The organism is Halomonas sp. 3D7M, from assembly GCF_014897885.1.
Classification (GTDB): domain Bacteria; phylum Pseudomonadota; class Gammaproteobacteria; order Pseudomonadales; family Halomonadaceae; genus Vreelandella.
The window spans coordinates 1-19550 of sequence record NZ_JABUZF010000140.1; the positions used below are offsets into that span (position 1 = coordinate 1).

Sequence of the window (19550 nt, forward strand, 5' to 3'; positions counted from 1 at the left end):
AGTTAGTGGGTGTTGGTATTGTGGCCGCCGCTGCAGGTGCTGGTGTGGCCGCGTTAATGCTACGTCAGCCAGAGCTGTTCATTGCGTTTAAGTGGGTAGGCGGCGCTTACTTAGCTTATTTGGGCATTATGATGTGGCGCTCTAGAGGGCGTATGGCTATTCCTGCCGAACTGAATGCCGGGCCTGCTGCAGGACGTGTGCAGTTGGCCACTCAGGGATTAGTCACGGCAGTGGCCAACCCTAAAGGCTGGGCTTTTTTCATGGTGCTGTTGCCGCCGTTTTTAGATGGCAGTCGGCCACTTGCGCCTCAGTTAACCCTGCTGATTGCGGTTATTCTAGTGATCGAGTTTGCCAGCATGCTGGTCTACGCAACAGGGGGAAAAACGCTGCGTAATGTGCTGGGCAAAAGTGGCAATGTAAGGTTGCTTAATCGCATTGCCGGGACATTAATGATAGGCGTGGGAATCTGGCTGGCCCTGGGATAGCAGCGAATGGTTAGACAGGTGGTATCAGGATAATCCGCAGGACTACCAACGCGATGGTGGATGCCATTAGCCTGCCCCATGGGCAATGAGGTAAAGGAGCTCTAACGCGTCGCTGCCAATTCAGCCGAATGAGGGCGCATACCAGCAAGCCCAAGAGGGCGCCGCCGATGAGATCACTTAGCCAATGAACGCCTAATATCAAGCGCGATAACGCCATGGGTGTTGCTAAGATAATGGCCAGCCAATAAACCCAAACGCGTTGTTTGCGGTGCAATTCTGCCGCAATAAAAGCCGCTGCTAGCCCTACAATAACAACCGTTGTGGAGGTGTGTGCACTTGGGTATGAAAATGAGCCAATTAAGTGCTCTGGTGTTGCTGGTCGAGTACGCTCAAAAACCATTTTTCCTATTGTATTGAGCAGCGCAACGCCACCGATGGCAAAGACCCAATGGCAGAGAGCATCGATGCGTTTATGGTGGATCAGCCAAACGGCCAATGGCAAAAGTAGTGCGCTAACCCCAAGTGCATCCCCTGTTTTAGCTAAGGCTACGCTGATTAATTGAAGTGGTTCATTGGTTAACCAGTTAAACAGTCGCTGTGCTTGTAGGTCTATCGCCAGCGGGCCTTGGTGATTGATTACTAGCAGAGTCCAGGCGGAGACACTGGCCAACGTGATCAAAAACAGCAGTAACGAGGCTAGCGGCACTTCATCATTAAGGCTCATTGAGAGCCACGACCGACGCATAAAGGGGATGCGGCGAATAAGACGTGCTGTTGCCAAGTAGATGAAACCGTGGCGTCCAACTTGGGCTCTTCCCCAGGAAAAAATCACTGCAAGCACGACGATACAGGCGCTTAATGTAATGATTGCCGTTTCTATATTTGGGGGGAGGTTGAGGTGCTGTTGCCAGGTTCTTCCTAGTAAGTAGCCAGGCAACACATAAGCGGGAGCCCACAGGGCTGCGGAGGTGATATTGGCCCACAAAAAAGTGCGCTTTGGCATCCGCATCATACCTGCAATAAGCGGAATAATGGGGCGGACTGGACCTACAAACCGACCAATAAATACTGAATGGATACCATAACGGTTAAAAAAACGTACGCCGCGTTCAAGCCATTCTGGGTGCATGGATAAAGGCCAGCGGTTAGTGACCTGTTCACGATGGTGGTAGCCGAGCAGGTAGCTAATGCTATCCCCCAGAATGGCGCCTATTAACGCAGCACAGATTAGCCATGGCAGGGCAATGGCTTCATGTCCCGCCACGGACGAAGCGGCGGTAATCAATACAACACCAGGGACCAATAAGCCAACCAACGCAAGGGATTCAAGCAGCGAAATCAGTGTAACCATCAGGAGTAACATGGCTGGCGAGAGTGACAGGGCAAAAAGCGTATCAGCCATGAAAAATACTGCTCCATTTAATCCGCATTAGGCGATAGATAATGCGTTTGCACGAGCTTCCAGGCGATTTATGTAGCGTTCAAAGCTCTCATTTCGGCATGGTAGGCAAACAGCAATACGGGTTTCTAACTGCCCCGTTTCTACTAGAACACGTTGTGATAGTGCGCGTTGAAGCCGCTCGCGCACCAACATAGCACCGCTCTCACTTGTGTCGGGCAGTACTAACCAGAACGTGGCGTTGCCTGCCCGGCCTAACAGATCGTGGTCGCGGCAACGGCTATTGACTTCGTTACAGAGCGCACCCAGCAGCGCCGTTTTTGCGCGTGAACCAAATTGCTCTTCCGCCATATCAAGTTGGGGTAAATGCATCACTAAGACTGCTAAGCGCTTGTTGAGCATTGCAGCGCGCAGAAACTCATTGTGAAGCCGCTCTTTTAGCGTATCAATATGGTAAGCATTGCAATCATTGTCGTTTGGATCTGTCGCCCTTAATAATGCTCTCTGTCGTGCGTGCTCCCATGGTGGTAAGGCCATCAGCAGAATGAGAGCGGTATAAGCAATAACTGTCTCTGAGGATGCATCGCTGTGACGGGTTAGTATCCACCACAGGGGGCTGGAAAATACCGTTAGTAAGAAAGCGCTCGATAGCGGTAATAAAAAAAATGCAGCGGCCGTGGGCAGTCCGATCCAAATTGTCGAAATGCTAGGATAATTGTAGAAAGTGGCCAGGGTAATGACATAACTGCTACCCAGCAAAATAGCGCGGGGAATAACAGGGTTTAACGCCTGGCTGTGGTGCATTAACAACGCAGTAAGTAGCAGCAGTGTCACAAACATTGGCACTAAAAGGTCGTGATAATTGCCCATGCCATAAAGCCAGAATGTGTACCCTGCTACTAGGATCACACTCGCACTGTAGGCAAAAGTCATCAGGTGTCTGTGCCGCAGTTGGTCAATCATCGTTACCTTCCCGTTGTTGAGGCGGGAGCTGGACTAGCGCCTCGACGGATAGACCCGATAGCTCTATATCCATTAGTGGTAGGTGGTGGGAGTGCTGTGTTTCTGGGAGGCCTGCGCAGAGAAGCTTGCGGCGTTGGGCGGCTTCCTTTGGGTTATGCGACAACATCAAGGCGGCAAGTGTCTGATTATTTAAGCGATAAACGTGTTCGAAGCTGTATATGAGGCTGCATAATTTTTGCCCCGACGACCAAAGCTGATGGCGTTTTACTTGGATAATTAATAACTCTGCATAGATGGCTTCACGTTCAGAACGGGTTTGTTCGCGGCTGAGGTCTCTCAGCAGCTGCCCGCTAGGCCATAGATTTAACCCGGGGATTAGCCGAAGGCGTTTGCGAATGGAGCCGTTAATATCGATTAACTGGCACGCTTTTGCGCTGGACAGCACGCCTAGTGTGATCAATGCCGCCAACAGTAGCAGCGCTTCGGGTAAGCTAAGAAGAGGGGCGATTAATGACCAGCTCATCAACGCGGCGCACGTATTGAACACGGCCACCCAGCGTTTCTGAGGCAGCATAAACATTGCCGCCCAAGCCCATATTAAAAAGCTATGGCGCTCTGGAGCCACGGTAATAAGTCCCAGTAGTAGCGCCCCCGTGAGTACTTGCCAAGGTAGGCCTTTAGAACGACGATGGCTAAAGTCGAGCAATAGCGCAGTAACAAAAAGCCAGCCTACAGACAACCAAAGTACTAGCGCAGCCGCTGGCTGCGCCATATATGTCCAGGACGCTAATGCTAACGCCGCTGCGAACAAGTTGGCTCTTAGCAGGCGTATTTTGTACTTGTTTTGCATGGTGGCTTACTATTCACCTTTAATTCAAGATTGCCCATGGAGCACTTTGACTAGGCGTGGGCGTCAATATGTATTCATTAACAGCGTCAGTATAACGCCCTAATGGCGTAACATACTGCCAAACACCTAGTACCACTACCATAGAATGCAACTTGCCTTGCATACGCAATAAGACAGGGAGAAAGTATGAGCGGTTCAAACGCACGCCAAAACATAGCCCTACAGCAATTAGCTGCGGGGAATGTGCCCGCTTATATCCAGGTGCTCGGTCAAGGCGCTAGGGCAGCTGCTCGAGAGCTACGTCGTGCTGATACGGGATTGAAAAATCGTGCGATCGAGGCAATGGCGTCGCGCCTGACAGCCTCTAGACAGTTAATACTGGAAGCTAATGCGCTTGATTTGCAGCGTGGCAAAGAAACTGGCCTAGACGCTGCACTGCTTGATCGTCTGGCGCTTAATGATGCGCGAATTGATGCCATGGTCGAAGGCCTTCACCAAGTGGCTGCGCTGCCAGATCCCGTTGGCGAAATTGACGATATGCGCTATCGCCCAAGCGGAATTCAAGTTGGCAAAATGCGCGTGCCGCTAGGGGTTATTGGCATTATTTATGAATCTCGCCCGAACGTTACCCTTGAGGCAGCAAGCCTGTGCTTAAAATCGGGTAATGCTTGCTTGCTACGCGGCGGTTCTGAGGCCAGTGCGTCAAATGCGGCGATTAGCAGTTGTATCCAGGAGGGGCTAGCCGATGTTGGCTTGCCAGCTGAATCCGTCCAGATTGTTGCCACCACCGATCGCGCTGCAGTGGGTGCGATGATTAGCATGCCCGAGTACGTCGACGTCATTATTCCAAGAGGTGGTAAGTCTCTGATCGAGCGCATTTCCCGCGAAGCAACGGTGCCGGTCATTAAACACCTCGACGGGGTTTGTCACGTTTACATCGACACTACGGCAGATCCCGCTAAAGCGTTGGCCATCGCGGTAAACGCCAAAACGCATCGCTATGGCACCTGCAATACGATGGAAACGCTGCTGGTGGATGCACCGATTGCCGATCTCGTGCTGCCAGAGTTGGCTCGTGCCTACGCCGAGCACCATGTAGAGCTACGTGGCTGCGAGCGTACACGAGCATTGCTGCCCCAAGCAGCGTTGGCCACTGAAGAAGACTGGGGCGCTGAGTACCTTGCGCCGATTTTAGCGATTAAAGTCGTCGATGGAATGGATGAGGCGATTCAGCATATCGAGCAATATGGCTCCCATCATACCGATGCCATTGTGACTCAAGACATCAGTCTCGCGAGACGCTTCATGGCAGAGGTCGACTCAAGCTCAGTCATCGTAAATGCCTCTACGCGCTTTGCTGATGGCTTTGAGTATGGACTGGGCGCAGAAATTGGTATCTCAACTGATAAGCTGCATGCGCGAGGGCCGGTTGGATTAGAAGGGCTTACAACGCAGAAATATGTGGTCTTTGGTGATGGGCAAATCAGGCAATGAGTTCAACACCCATGCGAATAGGCATGCTGGGGGGCACATTTGATCCTGTGCATCTGGGGCATTTGCGAAGCGCCGTTGAGGTTCGTGAAGCCCTTGGGCTTGATCGTTTGCACATGATTCCCGCACCTCAGCCGCCTCTGCGTGATACGCCTCAGGTGTCGCCGGAACAGCGTTTTGAGTTGTTAAGGCTAGGCATTAGCGACACACCAGGTGTGATGGCTGATGATCGAGAACTACGCCGCGAAGGGCCTTCTTATAGTGTGGATACGCTTGCTGAATTGCGGCAAGCGTATGGCGATAGCGCGTGTCTAGTGATGATCATTGGGTTCGATGCTTTTCTGCGGTTAGCCAAATGGCACAAAGCTAGTCAGATATTCTCTTTAGCACATCTCGTTGTGATCGCTCGACCTGGCTATAACGCGCGTTGGCCTGAGGAATTAAGGGAACTGGTGGGTAATCGTGAAGTCGATAGTGTAGATGAACTGATGCGAAGCCCTAATGGTAATGTTCTGACGCTGGCCTTGCCCTCCATGATGGCGATTTCAGCTACTTATATAAGAGAGCGTTTAGAAAAGGGCAAAAGCGTTCGTTATCTACTGCCTGAGGCCGTCGAGGAAGCCATTCTGCGGCACGGTTTCTATCATTCTGGTGAATAGCGCTGGCAGTCAGGAAAGAAGCCGTTACAATGTCCGGCTTATTGACTGAATATCACTGAGCTTGCTTTTGCTGAGCTTGCGACAACAAGGGGTTGCCTTTAGGAGCCATGCACATCGATACACTTAAAAATCTAGCGGTTGATGCCCTAGAAGAACTTAAAGCACGAGATATTACGCAGTTAGATGTTTCCAAACTGACTGAAGTTACTGATTTGATGCTGATCGCCAGTGGTACCTCTACTCGTCACGTGGCTGCCTTAGCGCAAAATGTTGTGGAAAAGGCCAAAGCGTCAGGCCTTGCGCCCCGAGGTGTTGAAGGTGGCGATAATGCTGACTGGGTATTGGTCGATTTAGGCGATGTGGTTGTCCATATTATGTTGCCTGAAGCGAGAGCCCTCTATGATCTTGAGCGCTTATGGGCAGACCTACCCAATGATGCTGGGGCTATTAGTGAGTCGCTCAAACGGTTTGAAGAGCGAGCCACGATGTCATGAAGATCCGGCTGTTAGCGGTGGGCACCAAAATGCCTGCGTGGGTTGAGGAGGGCATTGAGACCTACCGCAAACGGCTGCCTCGAGACTTCTCGCTTGAAATTGAAGAGATTCCACTGGGTCAGCGTGGCAAAAATGCTGATATAGCCAAAGCACGTGCGCAAGAGGCTCAGCGTATACGTGACAAGCTTCGTGGCGACGAGTATATCGTGGCACTTGAGGTTAAGGGTAAAACCTGGAGTACCGAGCAACTTGCTGACGAGGCCGACGCTTGGCGCATGTTGGGCAAAGATATTGTGTTGTTGGTGGGAGGACCTGATGGCTTAGAGCCATCCCTTTCAGCAATGGCCGATAAAGCATGGTCTTTATCGCCTCTCACGTTGCCTCACCCACTGGTTCGTATAATGCTGGCTGAGCAACTTTACCGGGCGTGGACCCTGCTAGTAGGTCATCCCTATCATCGATAATTGCTTTTTGTCTGATTTGAGAGTCATCGTTACCCATGCCTAAGCGCCATGACACGCTTAAAAACCCTGAGCAAGAATTGCGTATTTTTCGTGTCAGGGCGCTACTTGCCGTCTTAGTGGTGGTTGTTTTGACGGGATTGCTGACTGGACGATTAGCATATTTGCAGATCGTTCAGCACGATTTATACAGTACTCGCTCCGAAAAAAACCGTGTCCGTGTCGAACCGCTGCCCCCCAATCGGGGGTTGATTTATGACCGCAATGGCGTCCTCCTTGCCGAAAATCGCCCTACCTATAACCTCACGTTGGTGCGCGAACGCGTTGATGATTTAGATGAAACGCTGGCGCTGTTAGTTGAGCTTCTAGACTTGCCCGAAGATGATATTGAAGCGTTCAATGTCCGTTCCCGGCAACGCCAACGCCCGTTTCAGCCTGCGCTTTTAATGAGTGATTTGAGCGAAGACCAAATCGCACGGTTAGCGGTGAATCGACATCGTCTACCTGGGGTAGAAGTAGAGGCGCAACTGCTCCGTTATTATCCTGATGCCGAAATGATGGCCCATTCGCTGGGCTACGTAGGGCGCATCAACGCAGAAGAGATGCAAACCATAGATGCTGGGCGATATGCGGGAACACACTTTATTGGTAAAACGGGGATTGAGCGTTTTTACGAGACGGAGCTGCACGGGCAGGCGGGGCTGCGTAAAGTTGAAACGAATGCGCGTGGGCGTGTACTTAGAGAGCTTGGCCGTACTGATCCGGTACCTGGGGAAAACCTTACTTTAACGCTTGATAAGTCAATGCAAATGCTGGCTTACGAGCTGTTAGATGGTCGGCGTGGATCTATCGTCGCGATCGTTCCTGGGACGGGTGAAATCCTCGCCATGGTATCGACGCCTGGCTTTGATAGTAATCAGTTTGTGACGGGAATTGATGTCGCTTCTTATCGCGGCTTGCAGGAAAATATCGACCTCCCGCTGTTTAATCGAGCAATTCGTGGCCATTATCCGCCAGGTTCAACCATTAAACCTTTTTTGGCGCTTGCGGGGCTAGTCGAGGGTGTTATCACTCCCGATAGCACGATTAATGATCCTGGTTTTTATCAGTTGCCCAACGACTCTCGCCGCTATCGCAACTGGCTGCGCTGGGGGCATGGCCGGGTAGATATGGAGCGGTCTATTGCCGTTTCAAACAATACTTATTATTACACCCTAGCCCATGATCTGGGTATCGATAATCTGCATGAACAAATGACCAATTTTGGCTTTGGCCAACGTGTTGCTCATGACGTGCAAGGCGAAAGCACCGGCCTGATGCCGTCTCGTGACTGGAAGCGGGCGCGTTTTAATCAGCCTTGGTATCCCGGTGAAACACTCTCTGTGGGAATCGGGCAGGGTTACTGGCAAGTAACTCCGTTACAACTGGCGAGTGCAACGGCTACATTGGCTAATCGCGGTCATTGGATAAAGCCACGTCTTGCGTTAGCAATAGGTGACGAGCCCTTAGCGCTGGATTTGCCGGATACGCTGCCCGATATTCAGTTGGATAATGACAGCTGGTGGGACCGTGTTTTCAGCGGCATGGAAAAAGTAATCAGCGGGAGAGAAGGCACGGCACGCCGCACAGGGGTGGGGCTAGAGTATCGTATGGGGGGTAAATCAGGCACTGCCCAAGTGTTCTCGCTTGGGCAAGATCAGCGTTACAACGCCGCAGAACTTGAGGAGCGCTTACGTGATCACGCTCTTTTTATGGCGTTTGCGCCACTTGACGACCCACAAATTGCGGTCTCAGTCATTGTTGAAAATGCTGGGGGCGGGAGTACGCATGCCGCTCATTTGGCGCGTGCGATGACCGATGCATGGATATTAAGAGACGACGCACCAGACGTTGAAGAAGTTAAAGAAGTACTGGAAGAAGATACTGCCAACGTGGAGGGCAACTAATGAGGTCATGGCAAACCCTCTCTCGCCCGCTGCGTCGTTATCCAGTACGCCCTCCCGATAGCGGTATTGCTCGGCGCAAAAGCATCTGGGAGCGGATTCACCTTGACCCGTGGCTGTTAGGTTTGCTGCTGTTGCTGATGGGGGGTGGGCTATTAGTGCTTTATAGCGCTTCCGGGCAGCGTATTGATACCGTGATTGCGCAAGCGATACGTTTTGGTGTCGCCATCGCTGTTATGGTGGTTATTGCTCAATTATCGCCTTCCACGTTTCTGCGCTGGGCTCCCTTAGCTTACGGCTTGGGTCTAGCTATGTTGTTGGCAGTTGAAATAGCGGGTGATGTGGGGATGGGGGCAAAGCGGTGGCTTGAGATACCGGGTGTTATTCGATTTCAACCATCTGAAATGATGAAATTAGCGGTGCCACTGATGGTGGCTGCCTATCTGAATCGTTGCCAATTACCGCCACGTTTCAAGCATATTTTTATATGCGCGGTGATAATTGGCTTGCCGGTGGTGCTTACAGCTATTCAACCGGATCTTGGAACGTCGCTTTTAGTGGCCAGCGCGGCGGTTATTGTTGTGGTTTTGGCAGGTTTATCCTGGCGCCTAATTGGTTTAGTTGGTGCCTTAATTGCAGCAGGGCTACCTGTTCTATGGATGAATATGCACAACTATCAGCGTCAACGGGTTTTAACGTTCCTGGATCCGGATAGCGATCCCTTAGGGGCGGGTTGGAATATTATTCAATCAACAACCGCGATAGGCAGCGGTGGCTTATGGGGGAAGGGCTGGCTTGAGGGTACTCAGTCTCAATTAGAATTCCTGCCTGAGCGCCATACGGATTTTATTATTGCCGTGCTAGGTGAAGAGTTTGGCCTAGTGGGAATGCTGGTACTGTTATCCCTGTATGTCATGATTGTGGGGCGAGGTCTTTGGCTGGCAACCTCTTCTCAGGACACCTTCGGGCGACTTTTTGCAGGCAGTATTATCCTAACGTTTTTTATATATGTGTTTGTCAATGTCGGCATGGTAAGTGGTATTTTGCCCGTTGTTGGCGTACCGCTGCCGTTAGTGAGCTATGGCGGGACTTCCAGCGTGACCTTGCTGGCAGGGTTCGGTATTCTCATGTCAATACATGCCCATCGGCGGTTGTTGCCGCGCTAGTATCGAATAGATAAGTAGCGGTGCTTTTTCACAGGAGTGGTTAGTTAATGAAATGGGCCCGAAATAAAGCAGGCGGCTGCATGGCAGCTATGTTATTGGCGTGTTCTTATACGGTTGCATGGGCTGACGACGCGTCGCCTTTTGATCCGCAGCAGCACGAAGGTACTCAACAGCTAGTTGATGAGTTAGCAGAACAAGGAATTCCTCGGCAATGGCTAACAGATGCCCTGAATCAAGCCAGCTTTAGTCAATCTGTGTTGGACGCGATGGAAGGTGCGGCTGAACGTCGCTTACGTTGGTATGAGTATCGAGATATATTCTTAACTCAGCAACGTATTGAGGAGGGAGCCGAGTTCATCAGTGAGTATGAGGATGCGTTTGCTCGGGCTGAGGACGTATATGGTGTCCCACCCGAGATCATTGCTGCCATTATTGGTGTTGAAACCTATTACGGTAAGCATAAAGGGCGCCACCTTGTATTAGACTCATTGGCAACATTAGCCTTCAACCATCCTGTCCGTGGTAGCTTTTTCCGCGGCGAACTGGCGGCTTTTTTGAAAATCGCTCATGAGCAAGGCGTTGAGGTTGACGAGCTGTATGGTTCGTATGCCGGCGCAATGGGGTACCCCCAGTTTATTCCTACGAGTTATCAAGCCTATGCCGTCGATTTTGACGGTGATGGTAAACGAGATTTATGGGAGAATCCGGTCGATGCCATTGGCAGCGTGGCGAACTACTTTGCTGTACATGGTTGGCAGCGTGATGGGGCAATTTATCATGAGGCCGATGGCCCTGATTCAGCGCCTGAAACGCTTTCTATTAACCAAACCAGTAAGCCTGATGTGACTGTATCTGAGGCGATTGAAGCTGGCATTGAGCCACAGAGTGCGCTTGATCCAGAGTTGCTTGTGGTGCCTTTAAGGCTCGAGCTTACCGATGATAGTATCCAATATCGCTTGGGGGAATATAACTTTTACGTTATTACCCGCTATAACCACAGCCATCTCTATGCAATGGCGGTGGCAGAACTATCAGAGGCGATTGCACGGCAGGTTGAGGGCTAACTATGAGAACAGTGCTGTCTGAGGCTCGTGGCATAGGTGGTGCGGTGATCATCATGGCGTTGGTTAGCGGCTGTGCCAGCCATGAAGCTCAACAAAATAGCGCTAATCAGCCCGCTAGTAAGCCTGCTGAAAGTACGAGCGGTGCGCCGAGCAGTGGAGCAAGTAGTGGCGGTGCATCGTCGTCCGGGGAGCGCTATGCAATGACGGGCGACGCCTATCCGTTAGAGCCGCCGGATGTGAGCAAGGTGCCAAACGCTGAGCCTCGCATAGAGCCGCCATCGCGTTCCGGTAATCGCTCCACTTATGAAGTGTGGGGGGAAACCTATCATGTGCTGCCGGATGCGGCGGGCTACGTGAAGCAAGGGACGGCCTCTTGGTACGGTGAAAAGTTTCATGGCTATGCCACATCAAACGGAGAGATTTATGACATGTATAAAATGTCTGCGGCTCACCGTTCGTTGCCACTGCCAACCTTTGCCCGTGTCACCAGCTTAGACAGCGGTCAATCTGTTATCGTGCGCGTCAATGATAGGGGGCCTTTTCATAGCGACCGTGAAATAGATCTTTCCTATGCAGCGGCTGCACGGCTAGGCTTTTTAGATAATGGCACTGGCGCCGTCCGGGTTGAGGCTATCGAGCCTGAGCAATGGCTGGCTCAGCAAGGTAGAAGTAGCCAGCCAGTTGATGAGGTGTCTTCGGCATCTTCTACTGTGAATGAACGGTCTGTTCGAGATGCTGCTGTTCAGCAGCCAGTGGCAGCGGACGACGCTATTTATCTACAAATTGCGGCATTAGGCAGTGAAGAAGGAGCCCAGCAGCTGCAGCAACGTCTGGTCAGTGAACTCCCGCATAACGTACGGGTGATGAGTGATGCTGACGTGCATCGTGTGCAAGTTGGGCCAGTGAGCCCTAATCAGGAAACCCAAGCACGTGAAGTACTCCGTCGGGCGGGCTTCCCACAAGTGTTTATCGTGAGATAGTTCACCCCATTTATTAGCTAAAATAACGTGCTTCGTTGACGTTTTTTCTTTGTTGTGAGAAGTAAGAGATGAATGTATTGATGTCTATTCGCCGTACCGCTGGGCTCTGTTTGTTTGCGGTTTTTGCCGTGGTGTCTTCACCGGCCGTGGCTCAGGTGATACCTCAGCCGCAAACGATTATTCCCTCCGCTCCTCAGCTAGCGGCGAGCTCATGGATTCTGATGGATGCCAACAGCGGTCGTATTCTTGCTGAGCATAATTCTGATGAACGCTTACCGCCAGCTAGCCTGACCAAACTCATGACCGCTTATTTGGTCGAGCGTGAGTTAGATCGCGGCACAATTAGCTTGACTGATATGGTTAATATCAGTGAGAAAGCTTGGCGTACCGGTGGCTCCAAGATGTTCATCGAGGTAGGCGATCAAGTCTCGGTCGATAATCTGCTGCATGGCATTATTATTGTATCGGGTAATGATGCTAGCGTGGCGATGGCTGAGCATCTAGCGGGTGGCGAAGCGCCATTTGCCGATTTGATGAATCAGCATGCTACGCGCTTAGGAATGCACAATACTAATTTCCAAAATCCGACAGGTCTTCCTGGCGATAATCACTACTCCACCGCTCACGATATGGCGTTGTTGTCACAGCATATTATTAACGACTACCCTGAGCACTATACTATTTACTCTCAGCGCAACTTCGCGTTTGGTGGCATCGACCAGCCAAACCGTAACCGCTTGCTATGGCGCGACCCGAGTGTCGATGGTTTGAAAACCGGTTGGACAACGGAGGCGGGCTACTGTCTTGTCTCTTCGGCCGAGCGTGATGGCATGCGACTAATTTCAGTTGTGATGGGCACTAATTCAGAAGAGGCAAGAGCGCAGGAAACGCAAAAGCTACTCAGCTATGGCTTCCGCTTCTATGAAACGATGAAGCTCTATGAGCGTGGTGCAGTGCTTGCAACGCCACGGGTATGGGGTGGTGATAATAATGAACTGCGTGTGGGCGTTGATGATGAAGTGTTTATGACACTTCCGCGCAACCGTAATGAAGAGTTGCGTGCTCGCTTGAACCTGGATAGCGATCTTCAAGCGCCGATTGCCGTGGGTGATGATGTCGGTACGCTAGAAGTATATTTAGGCGAGGAAATGGTCGGTGAACGCCAGCTAGTGGCGCTAGAAAATGTTGAAGAGGGTGGCTTGTTCAAGCGCCTATTTGACCAAGTAAGGCGTTTCTTCAGTGGTTTGATCAGTAACTTCATCGATTAATTAGTAATTTCACCGCTTAGTAGCAGCGAGTGGGCTTAAGCGCAGAATTTTTAGTATTTTGCGCTTAAGTTACTAATCTTATAAGGCTGTACTGCACTCGTACCCTGAACAGAAGTATCTATATATTCCCGTGTAAAGGCGAGCTATGAAAAAAGGCGCGAAAAATGGGCTAAGAGATTTACGTCAGCCTGAAGTAAACGAGCCACCTAAAATCACTTTTCCCTGTGATTACTCATTAAAAGTGGTTGGCGATGCCGCTGAGGATTTTCCAGCCTGCGTGTGCCAAGTGATTGTTAAACATTCCCCAGATTTTGATGAGACGTCACTTCAAGTCGTCGACAGCCGTAACGGCCGTTTTCAATCTGTGCGTGTCACTATTGTGGCCACTGGCGAACAGCAATTACGCCAGCTGTTCGATGATCTGAAGGCGACAGGTCGCGTACACATGGTGGTATGACCTTGGCTAGTCAACCTATTGAGCTGCATCAGCTTGGCCATCGTGCCTACTTGCCTGTGTGGAGCGCGATGCGCGAACTCACCGACACGCGGGACGAGACAACGCCTGATCAATTCTGGCTAGTTGAGCACGACCCCGTTTTTACTCAGGGCCAAGCGGGTAAGCCAGAGCATGTGTTAATGCCAGGTGATATCCCTGTCGTGAAAACGGATCGTGGGGGGCAGGTAACCTACCATGGCCCAGGCCAAATTGTCTTATATCCATTGCTGGACGTTCGCCGTGGCAAAGTTGGTGTTCGTGAGCTAGTGACTGCGCTAGAAAATTCAGTGATTGACGTACTTGCGCTCTATGGCGTTCCTGCCTGGTCGAAGCCAGATGCACCTGGCGTTTATGTGGATACGCAACAGGGTGAGGCGAAAATTGCCTCGCTAGGGTTACGAATTCGGCGGGGCGCAAGCTATCACGGGGTTGCGCTAAACGTAGACGGTGACTTATCTCCCTTCGGGCGCATCAATCCCTGTGGCTATGCAGGGATGCAGGTAACGCGATTGACTGATTTAGTGGCGCTGCCTGTCGCTCATCAGGTGGGGGGGCAACTGGCGTCTGCATTAGCTCAGCGGTTGGATCGTCAGTTGGTGGATGTATCTTTTACCCAATCATGAGCGATCTGCACGCAAGGCACTGTTGGAACTGATTTAGTTGTGCCAATTGCGTGCAGCTAGCCTAGACGATTTATCCGACGTTAAACGCAGGAATGCGGTTAGCGTCAGGCTCATGACCAGGAACCGCAGCAGGCGACGCGAGACCAAGATTGTTTTTCTCAAAAACACGGTCAGCGCGATAGCTAGAGCGAACCAGCGGCCCGGACGGCACTTCCATAAAGCCTTTTTCAAGGCCAAGCACGCGATAGCGATCAAACTCTTCTGGGGTGACCCAGCGCTCTACGGCTAGGTGGTTTTTGGTTGGGCGCAAATATTGCCCAAGCGTCACAATATCAACGCCAATCTCTCTCAGGTCATCAAAGGTTTTAAGAATCTCTTCGTCTGTCTCACCTAATCCAAGCATCAAACTTGTTTTGGTAATTATGTCTGGTCGATACTGTTTGGCATGCGCTAAGACATTCAGCGTTTTGCGATAACCTGCACGCGGGTCGCGCACTTTGCTGGTTAGGCGCTCTACCGTCTCTACGTTCTGTGCAAACACTTCCAAGCCCGAATCGACTACCCGCTCAATGGCGGCTTTATCAGCGTCAAAATCGGGTGTTAGAGCTTCTACAACCACTTCCGGCGTGCGGGATTTGATAGCCTTAATGCAGTTGGCATAGTGCGTAGCGCCGCCGTCGTCCAGATCGTCTCGGTCAACGGAGGTCAATACGATGTAGCGCAGCCCCATCAACTCGACTGATTTTGCCGTGTTTTCCGGCTCATCTAGATCCAGCCAGCCTTTCGGATTGCCTGTATCCACTGCACAGAATCGGCAGGCGCGTGTGCATACAGACCCCATTAACATGATGGTGGCGGTGCCATTGCTCCAGCATTCGCCCATGTTAGGGCAGTGCGACTCTGCACAAACAGTGCTAAGACGGTGTGTAGAGACATTCTTTTTGACGGCTTCGAAGCGTTCGCCCCCAGGGATCTGTGCGCGCAACCATTTAGGTTTACGGTCAAGACTGGGAGACGCCTCATCTGACGACGTTTTACGCTGTTTCATGCCGTCTTTAATGACCGACATGCCATGCTCATTGCGGAATTTTTCGCCGCTAGGGACGCGCGTTGTGGGGTTATTGCTCATAGGAAAGAGCCTCTCTACTGTGCGGCAGGCAATGCCCAAACGTCGTGGCGTCTAACCATATGCTGTGGCGATGGCGTTTAAATGCCATGGCGTTGACAGTTGGATCGCCTGCGCGAATACATGCCAAACCCTGAAGATTCTGAATGATACGTAGGTAGTAGGCTAATGTAACATATCTGTTGGTTAACAAGACACTAAGCCCTCTTCATCGAACCGCCAAACAGACAGTCCAGCCAATCGATAGCCCACTATAGTGACAGTAAAGGTAGGCAGGAAACGCCGTGGCTAGGTAGTGGGCTAGATGGGGCTTGGAAATACCGACGAAAATCTGGCAGGTGTTCCCGTGTAAAGCGTAAAAAAAGATCAGCGACTGGTGTCGGAAAATGATCGCGACGATACACCGTGCACCACGAGCGCCGAATGGGGAAGTTAGGTAAGGGGAGCGCGGATAGCAGCCCTTGCTCTAGTTCAAGTTGAACCGCCAAACGGGGCAAAACGGCAACGCCTAAATGGGCCATAACGCCTTGTTTAATGGCTTCATTAGTGCCTAATTCAATGCGGTGGGGAAGGCCGACTTCTTGGTCAACAGCCAGTTGCTCAAATGCGATACGTACCCCAGAACCTGGTTCACGCATCAATACATAATGGCGCGCAAAGTCGGCTAATGTGGGTGCTTCCATGTGAAGTAGTGGGTGGTCTGGCCATACGAGAGCGATGAGTTCATTTTCAAGAATGGGCATGACTACCAGGTCGTCGTCTTCAGGCACCATGGCCATAATCACGACATCATCTTTTTGTTCTGCCAGCCTTTCCAGCGCTTGACTGCGGTTGCATACCTTTAGACGAATGCGTACGTCGGGGTAGCGTGCTCGAAACCGTGCCAGTAAATAAGGCACCACATATTGGGCTGAGGAGACTGCCGCGATGTTCAGCTCACCGCTAATGCTGCCATTAATCTCCGAGAGATTCATTTGCAGTCTAGAGAGCTGTCCGAAAATCTCGCGTGTGGAGAGCGCTAGGGTATCCGCGGCAGGTAGCACGTGAAGAGTTTTACCGGCATATTTAAACAGCGGCTGACCAAGAGCGAGTTCTAACTGACGAATTTGTGCGCTAACCGCAGGTTGGGTAAGTCCTAGCTGCTCGGCTGCGCGCGAGTAGGAGCGCTGGCGGTGAACTGCCTGGAATACCTGTAATTGTCGGAAGGTCAAACGGTTGAGTAGTGTAAGGGATGACATAACAACCTCTAGGTATACACCCTCCGAAGATAGAAAGTGCCACAAAACAAAAATTCTCAGTATTACGCTGGAAATGCTACCACCGATGATGTGCGGCGTCTTTATGACAACAATGATGAATTTGCAAAGGTAAGCATCGACGTTATGCAGCGAGTGGCCTAAACTATATTGCATTGCAGCATCAACGCTTCGGGACGGATGCTTTGCATCAACCCAATGGGAGAATTTATGAACTTTCTCGCTCATCCTTTGTTGCCTGGCAGCGCGCTGAAAAGCCTGTGGCCAGGAGCGTCTGATCAAATGGCTCCATTACCGGTCGGCGAGGCCTTTGCTAGCATGGTAGATCCGTTCGGATTCGGACGGGCTGCAGCGGGCTATTGGCGCGACAGTATTGAGCGTAGCGTCCTGTATTGGGATGTTATGCGCGAACGCGGAAATCAATATCTTGAGCATATGGAGCAAACCAAGCCGAACGTGCTTGGATTTGATACAGAGGTGCTCATTGATGGACGCACGCTTCCCCATCCAACCAATTATGAGCTGCTGAGAGTTCTTCCCCCCAGCCATATTCAGATTGACCCTGAGAAACGACCGTTTGTTGTCGTGGACCCCAGGGCAGGTCATGGCCCTGGTATTGGCGGGTTCAAGCCTGATAGCGAGCTTGGGGTTGCTCTAAAGGCTGGTCACCCTTGCTATTTTATTGGTTTTTTGCCTTTTCCTGAACCGGGGCAAACCGTTGAGGATGTGGTAGAAGCGGAAATTGCGTTTTTGCGTCATGTTATCGCTCTGCACCCAGAAACAGCTGAAAAACCAATGGTGGTGGGGAACTGTCAGGCGGGTTGGCAAATAATGATGGCTGCGGCACTTGAGCCGGATGTGTTTGGTCCGATTCTTATTGCCGGTGCGCCGCTTTCTTACTGGGCCGGGGAACACGGTAAAGCGCCTATGCGCTATACCGGTGGCATGACCGGTGGAAGCTGGATTACTGCTTTAACGAGTGACATTGGTAACGGTCTGTTTGATGGTGCTTGGCTAGTGCAGAACTTCGAGCGTCTCAACCCAGCCAATACCTACTGGAAAAAGCAGTACCATCTGTATGACAACATCGATACCGAATCCAAACGCTATTTAGAGTTCGAGCGCTGGTGGGGCGGTCACGTTGTTTTAGGTGGCCAAGAGATCCAATATATTGTCGATAACCTTTTTGTTGGTAATCGTCTCTCGACGGCTCAGCTAGTGACTCGCGATGGCCGCCGTATTGATCTTCGCAATGTGCGCTCACCTGTTGTCGTATTCTGCTCGCGTGGTGACGACATAACGCCGCCGCCTCAGGCGCTGGGTTGGATTCGTGATTTATACGAAGGCGAAGAAGATATCATCGCCAACGAGCAGACGATCGTGTACTGCATGCACGACACAACAGGGCACTTAGGGATTTTTGTTTCCGGTAGTGTGTCGCGCAAAGAACATGCTGAGTTCACGGCCAACATGGACTATATCGATGTTATGCCGCCCGGACTGTATGAGACAACGGTCTCGCATGCCAGCGAGCGAGATGATGCGGAGTTGCTTGAGCGTGATTATTTGCTTGAGTTCACATCGCGTAACTTTGAGGAGCTGGATCAGGATGTAATGCATATCCCAGAGGATGATCGTCGGTTTGCAACGGTTGCACGTATTTCTGAGATCAATCTTGGTTTCTATCGGTTATACGTTCAACCCTGGGTGCAGGCCATGATGACGCCAGAAGCGGCACGCTGGATTCGTCGTATGCATCCTATCCGGTTAGGCTACAAGCTTCTATCTGATCGTAATCCGCTGACAGTTCCGCTGCCGGTGATGGCTGAAGCGGTACGCAGCAATCGTCAGCAAGTGGGTCAAGATAATGTTTTCAAAGCACTAGAAACGATGTGCTCCGATCAAATCGTCGCTAATCTCAATGCCGTGCGAGATTTGCGCGATAGCACGACGGAAAGGCTGTTTATGGACATTTACGGACAGCCTCTATTGCAAGCAGCGGTAGGTTTGCATGGCGATGCGCATGTGCATCGTCGTCGTCCTGGAGCCGAGCCAGAGCATCAGCGTTTTGTTGAAAACCGCAAAAATGAGCTGCGCAATAAAATAGCCCAGGGTGGCGCTCACGAAGCAGTCATGCGCTCAGTTATCTATGTGTTAGGCGGAGCGCCAGCAACAGATGAGCGCAATTTCAAACGGTTACGTGCTTCCCGTGCTGAGCTAGAGCCTAGTTCAACGTTGAGTGAATTTAAGCGTTTGGTGCGCGATCAGTTCTTTATCCTGAAATTAGATCGTGAGCGAGCGCTATCGTCATTGCCCGAGCTGTTAAAAGGGCAAAGCAGCAGCGACATCGACGGGCATATTGAGCACCTTAAACATGTGTTCGCTGCGAGCGGTGAATTATCCGAGCACGCAGCAGAGCGTTTTGAACAGGTGAAGACGCTATTTGATCAAGCAAGGCCACCGAAAGCCGCTCAACCAAAAGCTACTCAGCCAAAAGCCGTGAGCGCACCCGCTACTGACACTAAGCAAGCAGGTGACCAGGAGGCGGCTATTGATACGCAAACCGCTGCAAGCGCTCCAACTGAAAGCGTGGTGACAGAAGCTGAAAGCGTGTCGACAGAGACAGTATCGGCGGAAAAGGAGGCTACCCAACGCGCGTCTACCGAAACTGTGCCTGCTACTAATAATGTAGCAGCAGATGCAGCTAAAGAAACAAGCAAGCCTCAGCCAAAAGCGGCATCGCGTAGGAAACCACCGCGCAAGCGCTAAGTGTTGTAACGTTTGTCTACGCCCCTGTTTTGATACAGGGGCGTTTTTTTGTGTGCG

General features: G+C 51.4%; 18 protein-coding genes. 13 read left to right on the forward strand and 5 right to left on the reverse strand.

The window, feature by feature from the left end:
* The coding region (locus INT22_RS06765) for a LysE family translocator (protein ID WP_193067921.1) at positions 1 to 485 on the forward strand (485 nt) is incomplete at its 5' end.
* Positions 486 to 495: 10 nt separating this feature from the next.
* On the opposite strand, the gene INT22_RS06770 is transcribed toward INT22_RS06765, so the two are convergent.
* The 3 genes from INT22_RS06770 to INT22_RS06780 are packed head-to-tail and all read right to left on the reverse strand — an operon-like array spanning position 496 to position 3697.
* Entirely contained in the window at positions 496 to 1887 is a 1392-nt protein-coding gene (locus INT22_RS06770; protein WP_193067922.1) for a bifunctional DedA family/phosphatase PAP2 family protein, read from the reverse strand.
* 27 nt (positions 1888 to 1914) lie between these two features.
* Entirely contained in the window at positions 1915 to 2847 is a 933-nt protein-coding gene (locus INT22_RS06775; RefSeq protein WP_193067923.1) for a diguanylate cyclase domain-containing protein, read from the reverse strand.
* Positions 2840 to 3697 (reverse strand): hypothetical protein, encoded by an 858-nt coding sequence (locus INT22_RS06780; RefSeq protein ID WP_193067924.1) that lies wholly within the window; start codon positions 3695 to 3697, stop codon positions 2840 to 2842. Before INT22_RS06780 ends, INT22_RS06775 begins: the two co-directional genes overlap by 8 nt.
* A gap of 186 nt (positions 3698 to 3883) precedes the next feature.
* Here INT22_RS06780 and INT22_RS06785 point away from each other — a divergent pair, with 186 nt between their 5' ends.
* From INT22_RS06785 to lipB, 11 genes are all read left to right on the forward strand, one after another.
* The gene (locus INT22_RS06785; protein WP_193067925.1) at positions 3884 to 5191 is read left to right on the forward strand and encodes a glutamate-5-semialdehyde dehydrogenase; all 1308 of its coding nucleotides are present in this window, start codon (positions 3884 to 3886) and stop codon (positions 5189 to 5191) included.
* Positions 5188 to 5847, forward strand: a complete 660-nt coding sequence (gene nadD / locus INT22_RS06790; protein ID WP_193067926.1) for a nicotinate-nucleotide adenylyltransferase — start codon at positions 5188 to 5190, stop codon at positions 5845 to 5847. The genes INT22_RS06785 and nadD overlap by 4 nt, the downstream gene beginning before the upstream one ends.
* 107 nt (positions 5848 to 5954) lie before the next feature.
* Complete coding sequence (gene rsfS, locus INT22_RS06795) at positions 5955 to 6341, forward strand: ribosome silencing factor (protein ID WP_038483599.1); 387 nt, start codon at positions 5955 to 5957, stop codon at positions 6339 to 6341.
* Entirely contained in the window at positions 6338 to 6805 is a 468-nt protein-coding gene (rlmH, locus tag INT22_RS06800; RefSeq protein ID WP_038483601.1) for a 23S rRNA (pseudouridine(1915)-N(3))-methyltransferase RlmH, read from the forward strand. The genes rsfS and rlmH overlap by 4 nt, the downstream gene beginning before the upstream one ends.
* 35 nt (positions 6806 to 6840) lie before the next feature.
* Positions 6841 to 8748 carry a penicillin-binding protein 2 gene (gene mrdA, locus INT22_RS06805; RefSeq protein ID WP_193067927.1) on the forward strand — a complete coding sequence of 636 codons (1908 nt, stop codon included), beginning with the start codon at positions 6841 to 6843 and terminating at the stop codon, positions 8746 to 8748.
* Complete coding sequence (gene rodA, locus INT22_RS06810; RefSeq protein WP_193067928.1) at positions 8748 to 9911, forward strand: rod shape-determining protein RodA; 1164 nt, start codon at positions 8748 to 8750, stop codon at positions 9909 to 9911. The genes mrdA and rodA overlap by 1 nt, the downstream gene beginning before the upstream one ends.
* 47 nt (positions 9912 to 9958) lie before the next feature.
* Positions 9959 to 10975, forward strand: a complete 1017-nt coding sequence (gene mltB / locus INT22_RS06815; RefSeq protein ID WP_193067929.1) for a lytic murein transglycosylase B — start codon at positions 9959 to 9961, stop codon at positions 10973 to 10975.
* 2 nt (positions 10976 to 10977) lie between these two features.
* Entirely contained in the window at positions 10978 to 11955 is a 978-nt protein-coding gene (locus INT22_RS06820) for a septal ring lytic transglycosylase RlpA family protein (protein WP_193067930.1), read from the forward strand.
* Positions 11956 to 12023: 68 nt separating this feature from the next.
* Positions 12024 to 13223, forward strand: a complete 1200-nt coding sequence (locus INT22_RS06825; RefSeq protein WP_193067931.1) for a D-alanyl-D-alanine carboxypeptidase family protein — start codon at positions 12024 to 12026, stop codon at positions 13221 to 13223.
* A gap of 145 nt (positions 13224 to 13368) precedes the next feature.
* Positions 13369 to 13680: an HP0495 family protein gene (locus INT22_RS06830; protein ID WP_089038102.1), complete on the forward strand. Its 312-nt coding sequence runs from the start codon at positions 13369 to 13371 to the stop codon at positions 13678 to 13680.
* A complete protein-coding gene (gene lipB, locus INT22_RS06835) occupies positions 13677 to 14342 on the forward strand; it encodes a lipoyl(octanoyl) transferase LipB (RefSeq protein WP_193067932.1) in 666 nt (221 codons plus the stop codon). Before INT22_RS06830 ends, lipB begins: the two co-directional genes overlap by 4 nt.
* Positions 14343 to 14412: 70 nt before the next feature.
* On the opposite strand, the gene lipA is transcribed toward lipB, so the two are convergent.
* Positions 14413 to 15471 (reverse strand): lipoyl synthase, encoded by a 1059-nt coding sequence (gene lipA / locus INT22_RS06840; RefSeq protein ID WP_038483617.1) that lies wholly within the window; start codon positions 15469 to 15471, stop codon positions 14413 to 14415.
* Positions 15472 to 15719: 248 nt separating this feature from the next.
* Entirely contained in the window at positions 15720 to 16706 is a 987-nt protein-coding gene (locus INT22_RS06845) for a LysR family transcriptional regulator (RefSeq protein ID WP_038483619.1), read from the reverse strand.
* 228 nt (positions 16707 to 16934) lie between these two features.
* Here INT22_RS06845 and INT22_RS06850 point away from each other — a divergent pair, with 228 nt between their 5' ends.
* Positions 16935 to 19493, forward strand: a complete 2559-nt coding sequence (locus INT22_RS06850) for a DUF3141 domain-containing protein (RefSeq protein WP_193067933.1) — start codon at positions 16935 to 16937, stop codon at positions 19491 to 19493.
* Positions 19494 to 19550: the final 57 nt, after the last annotated feature.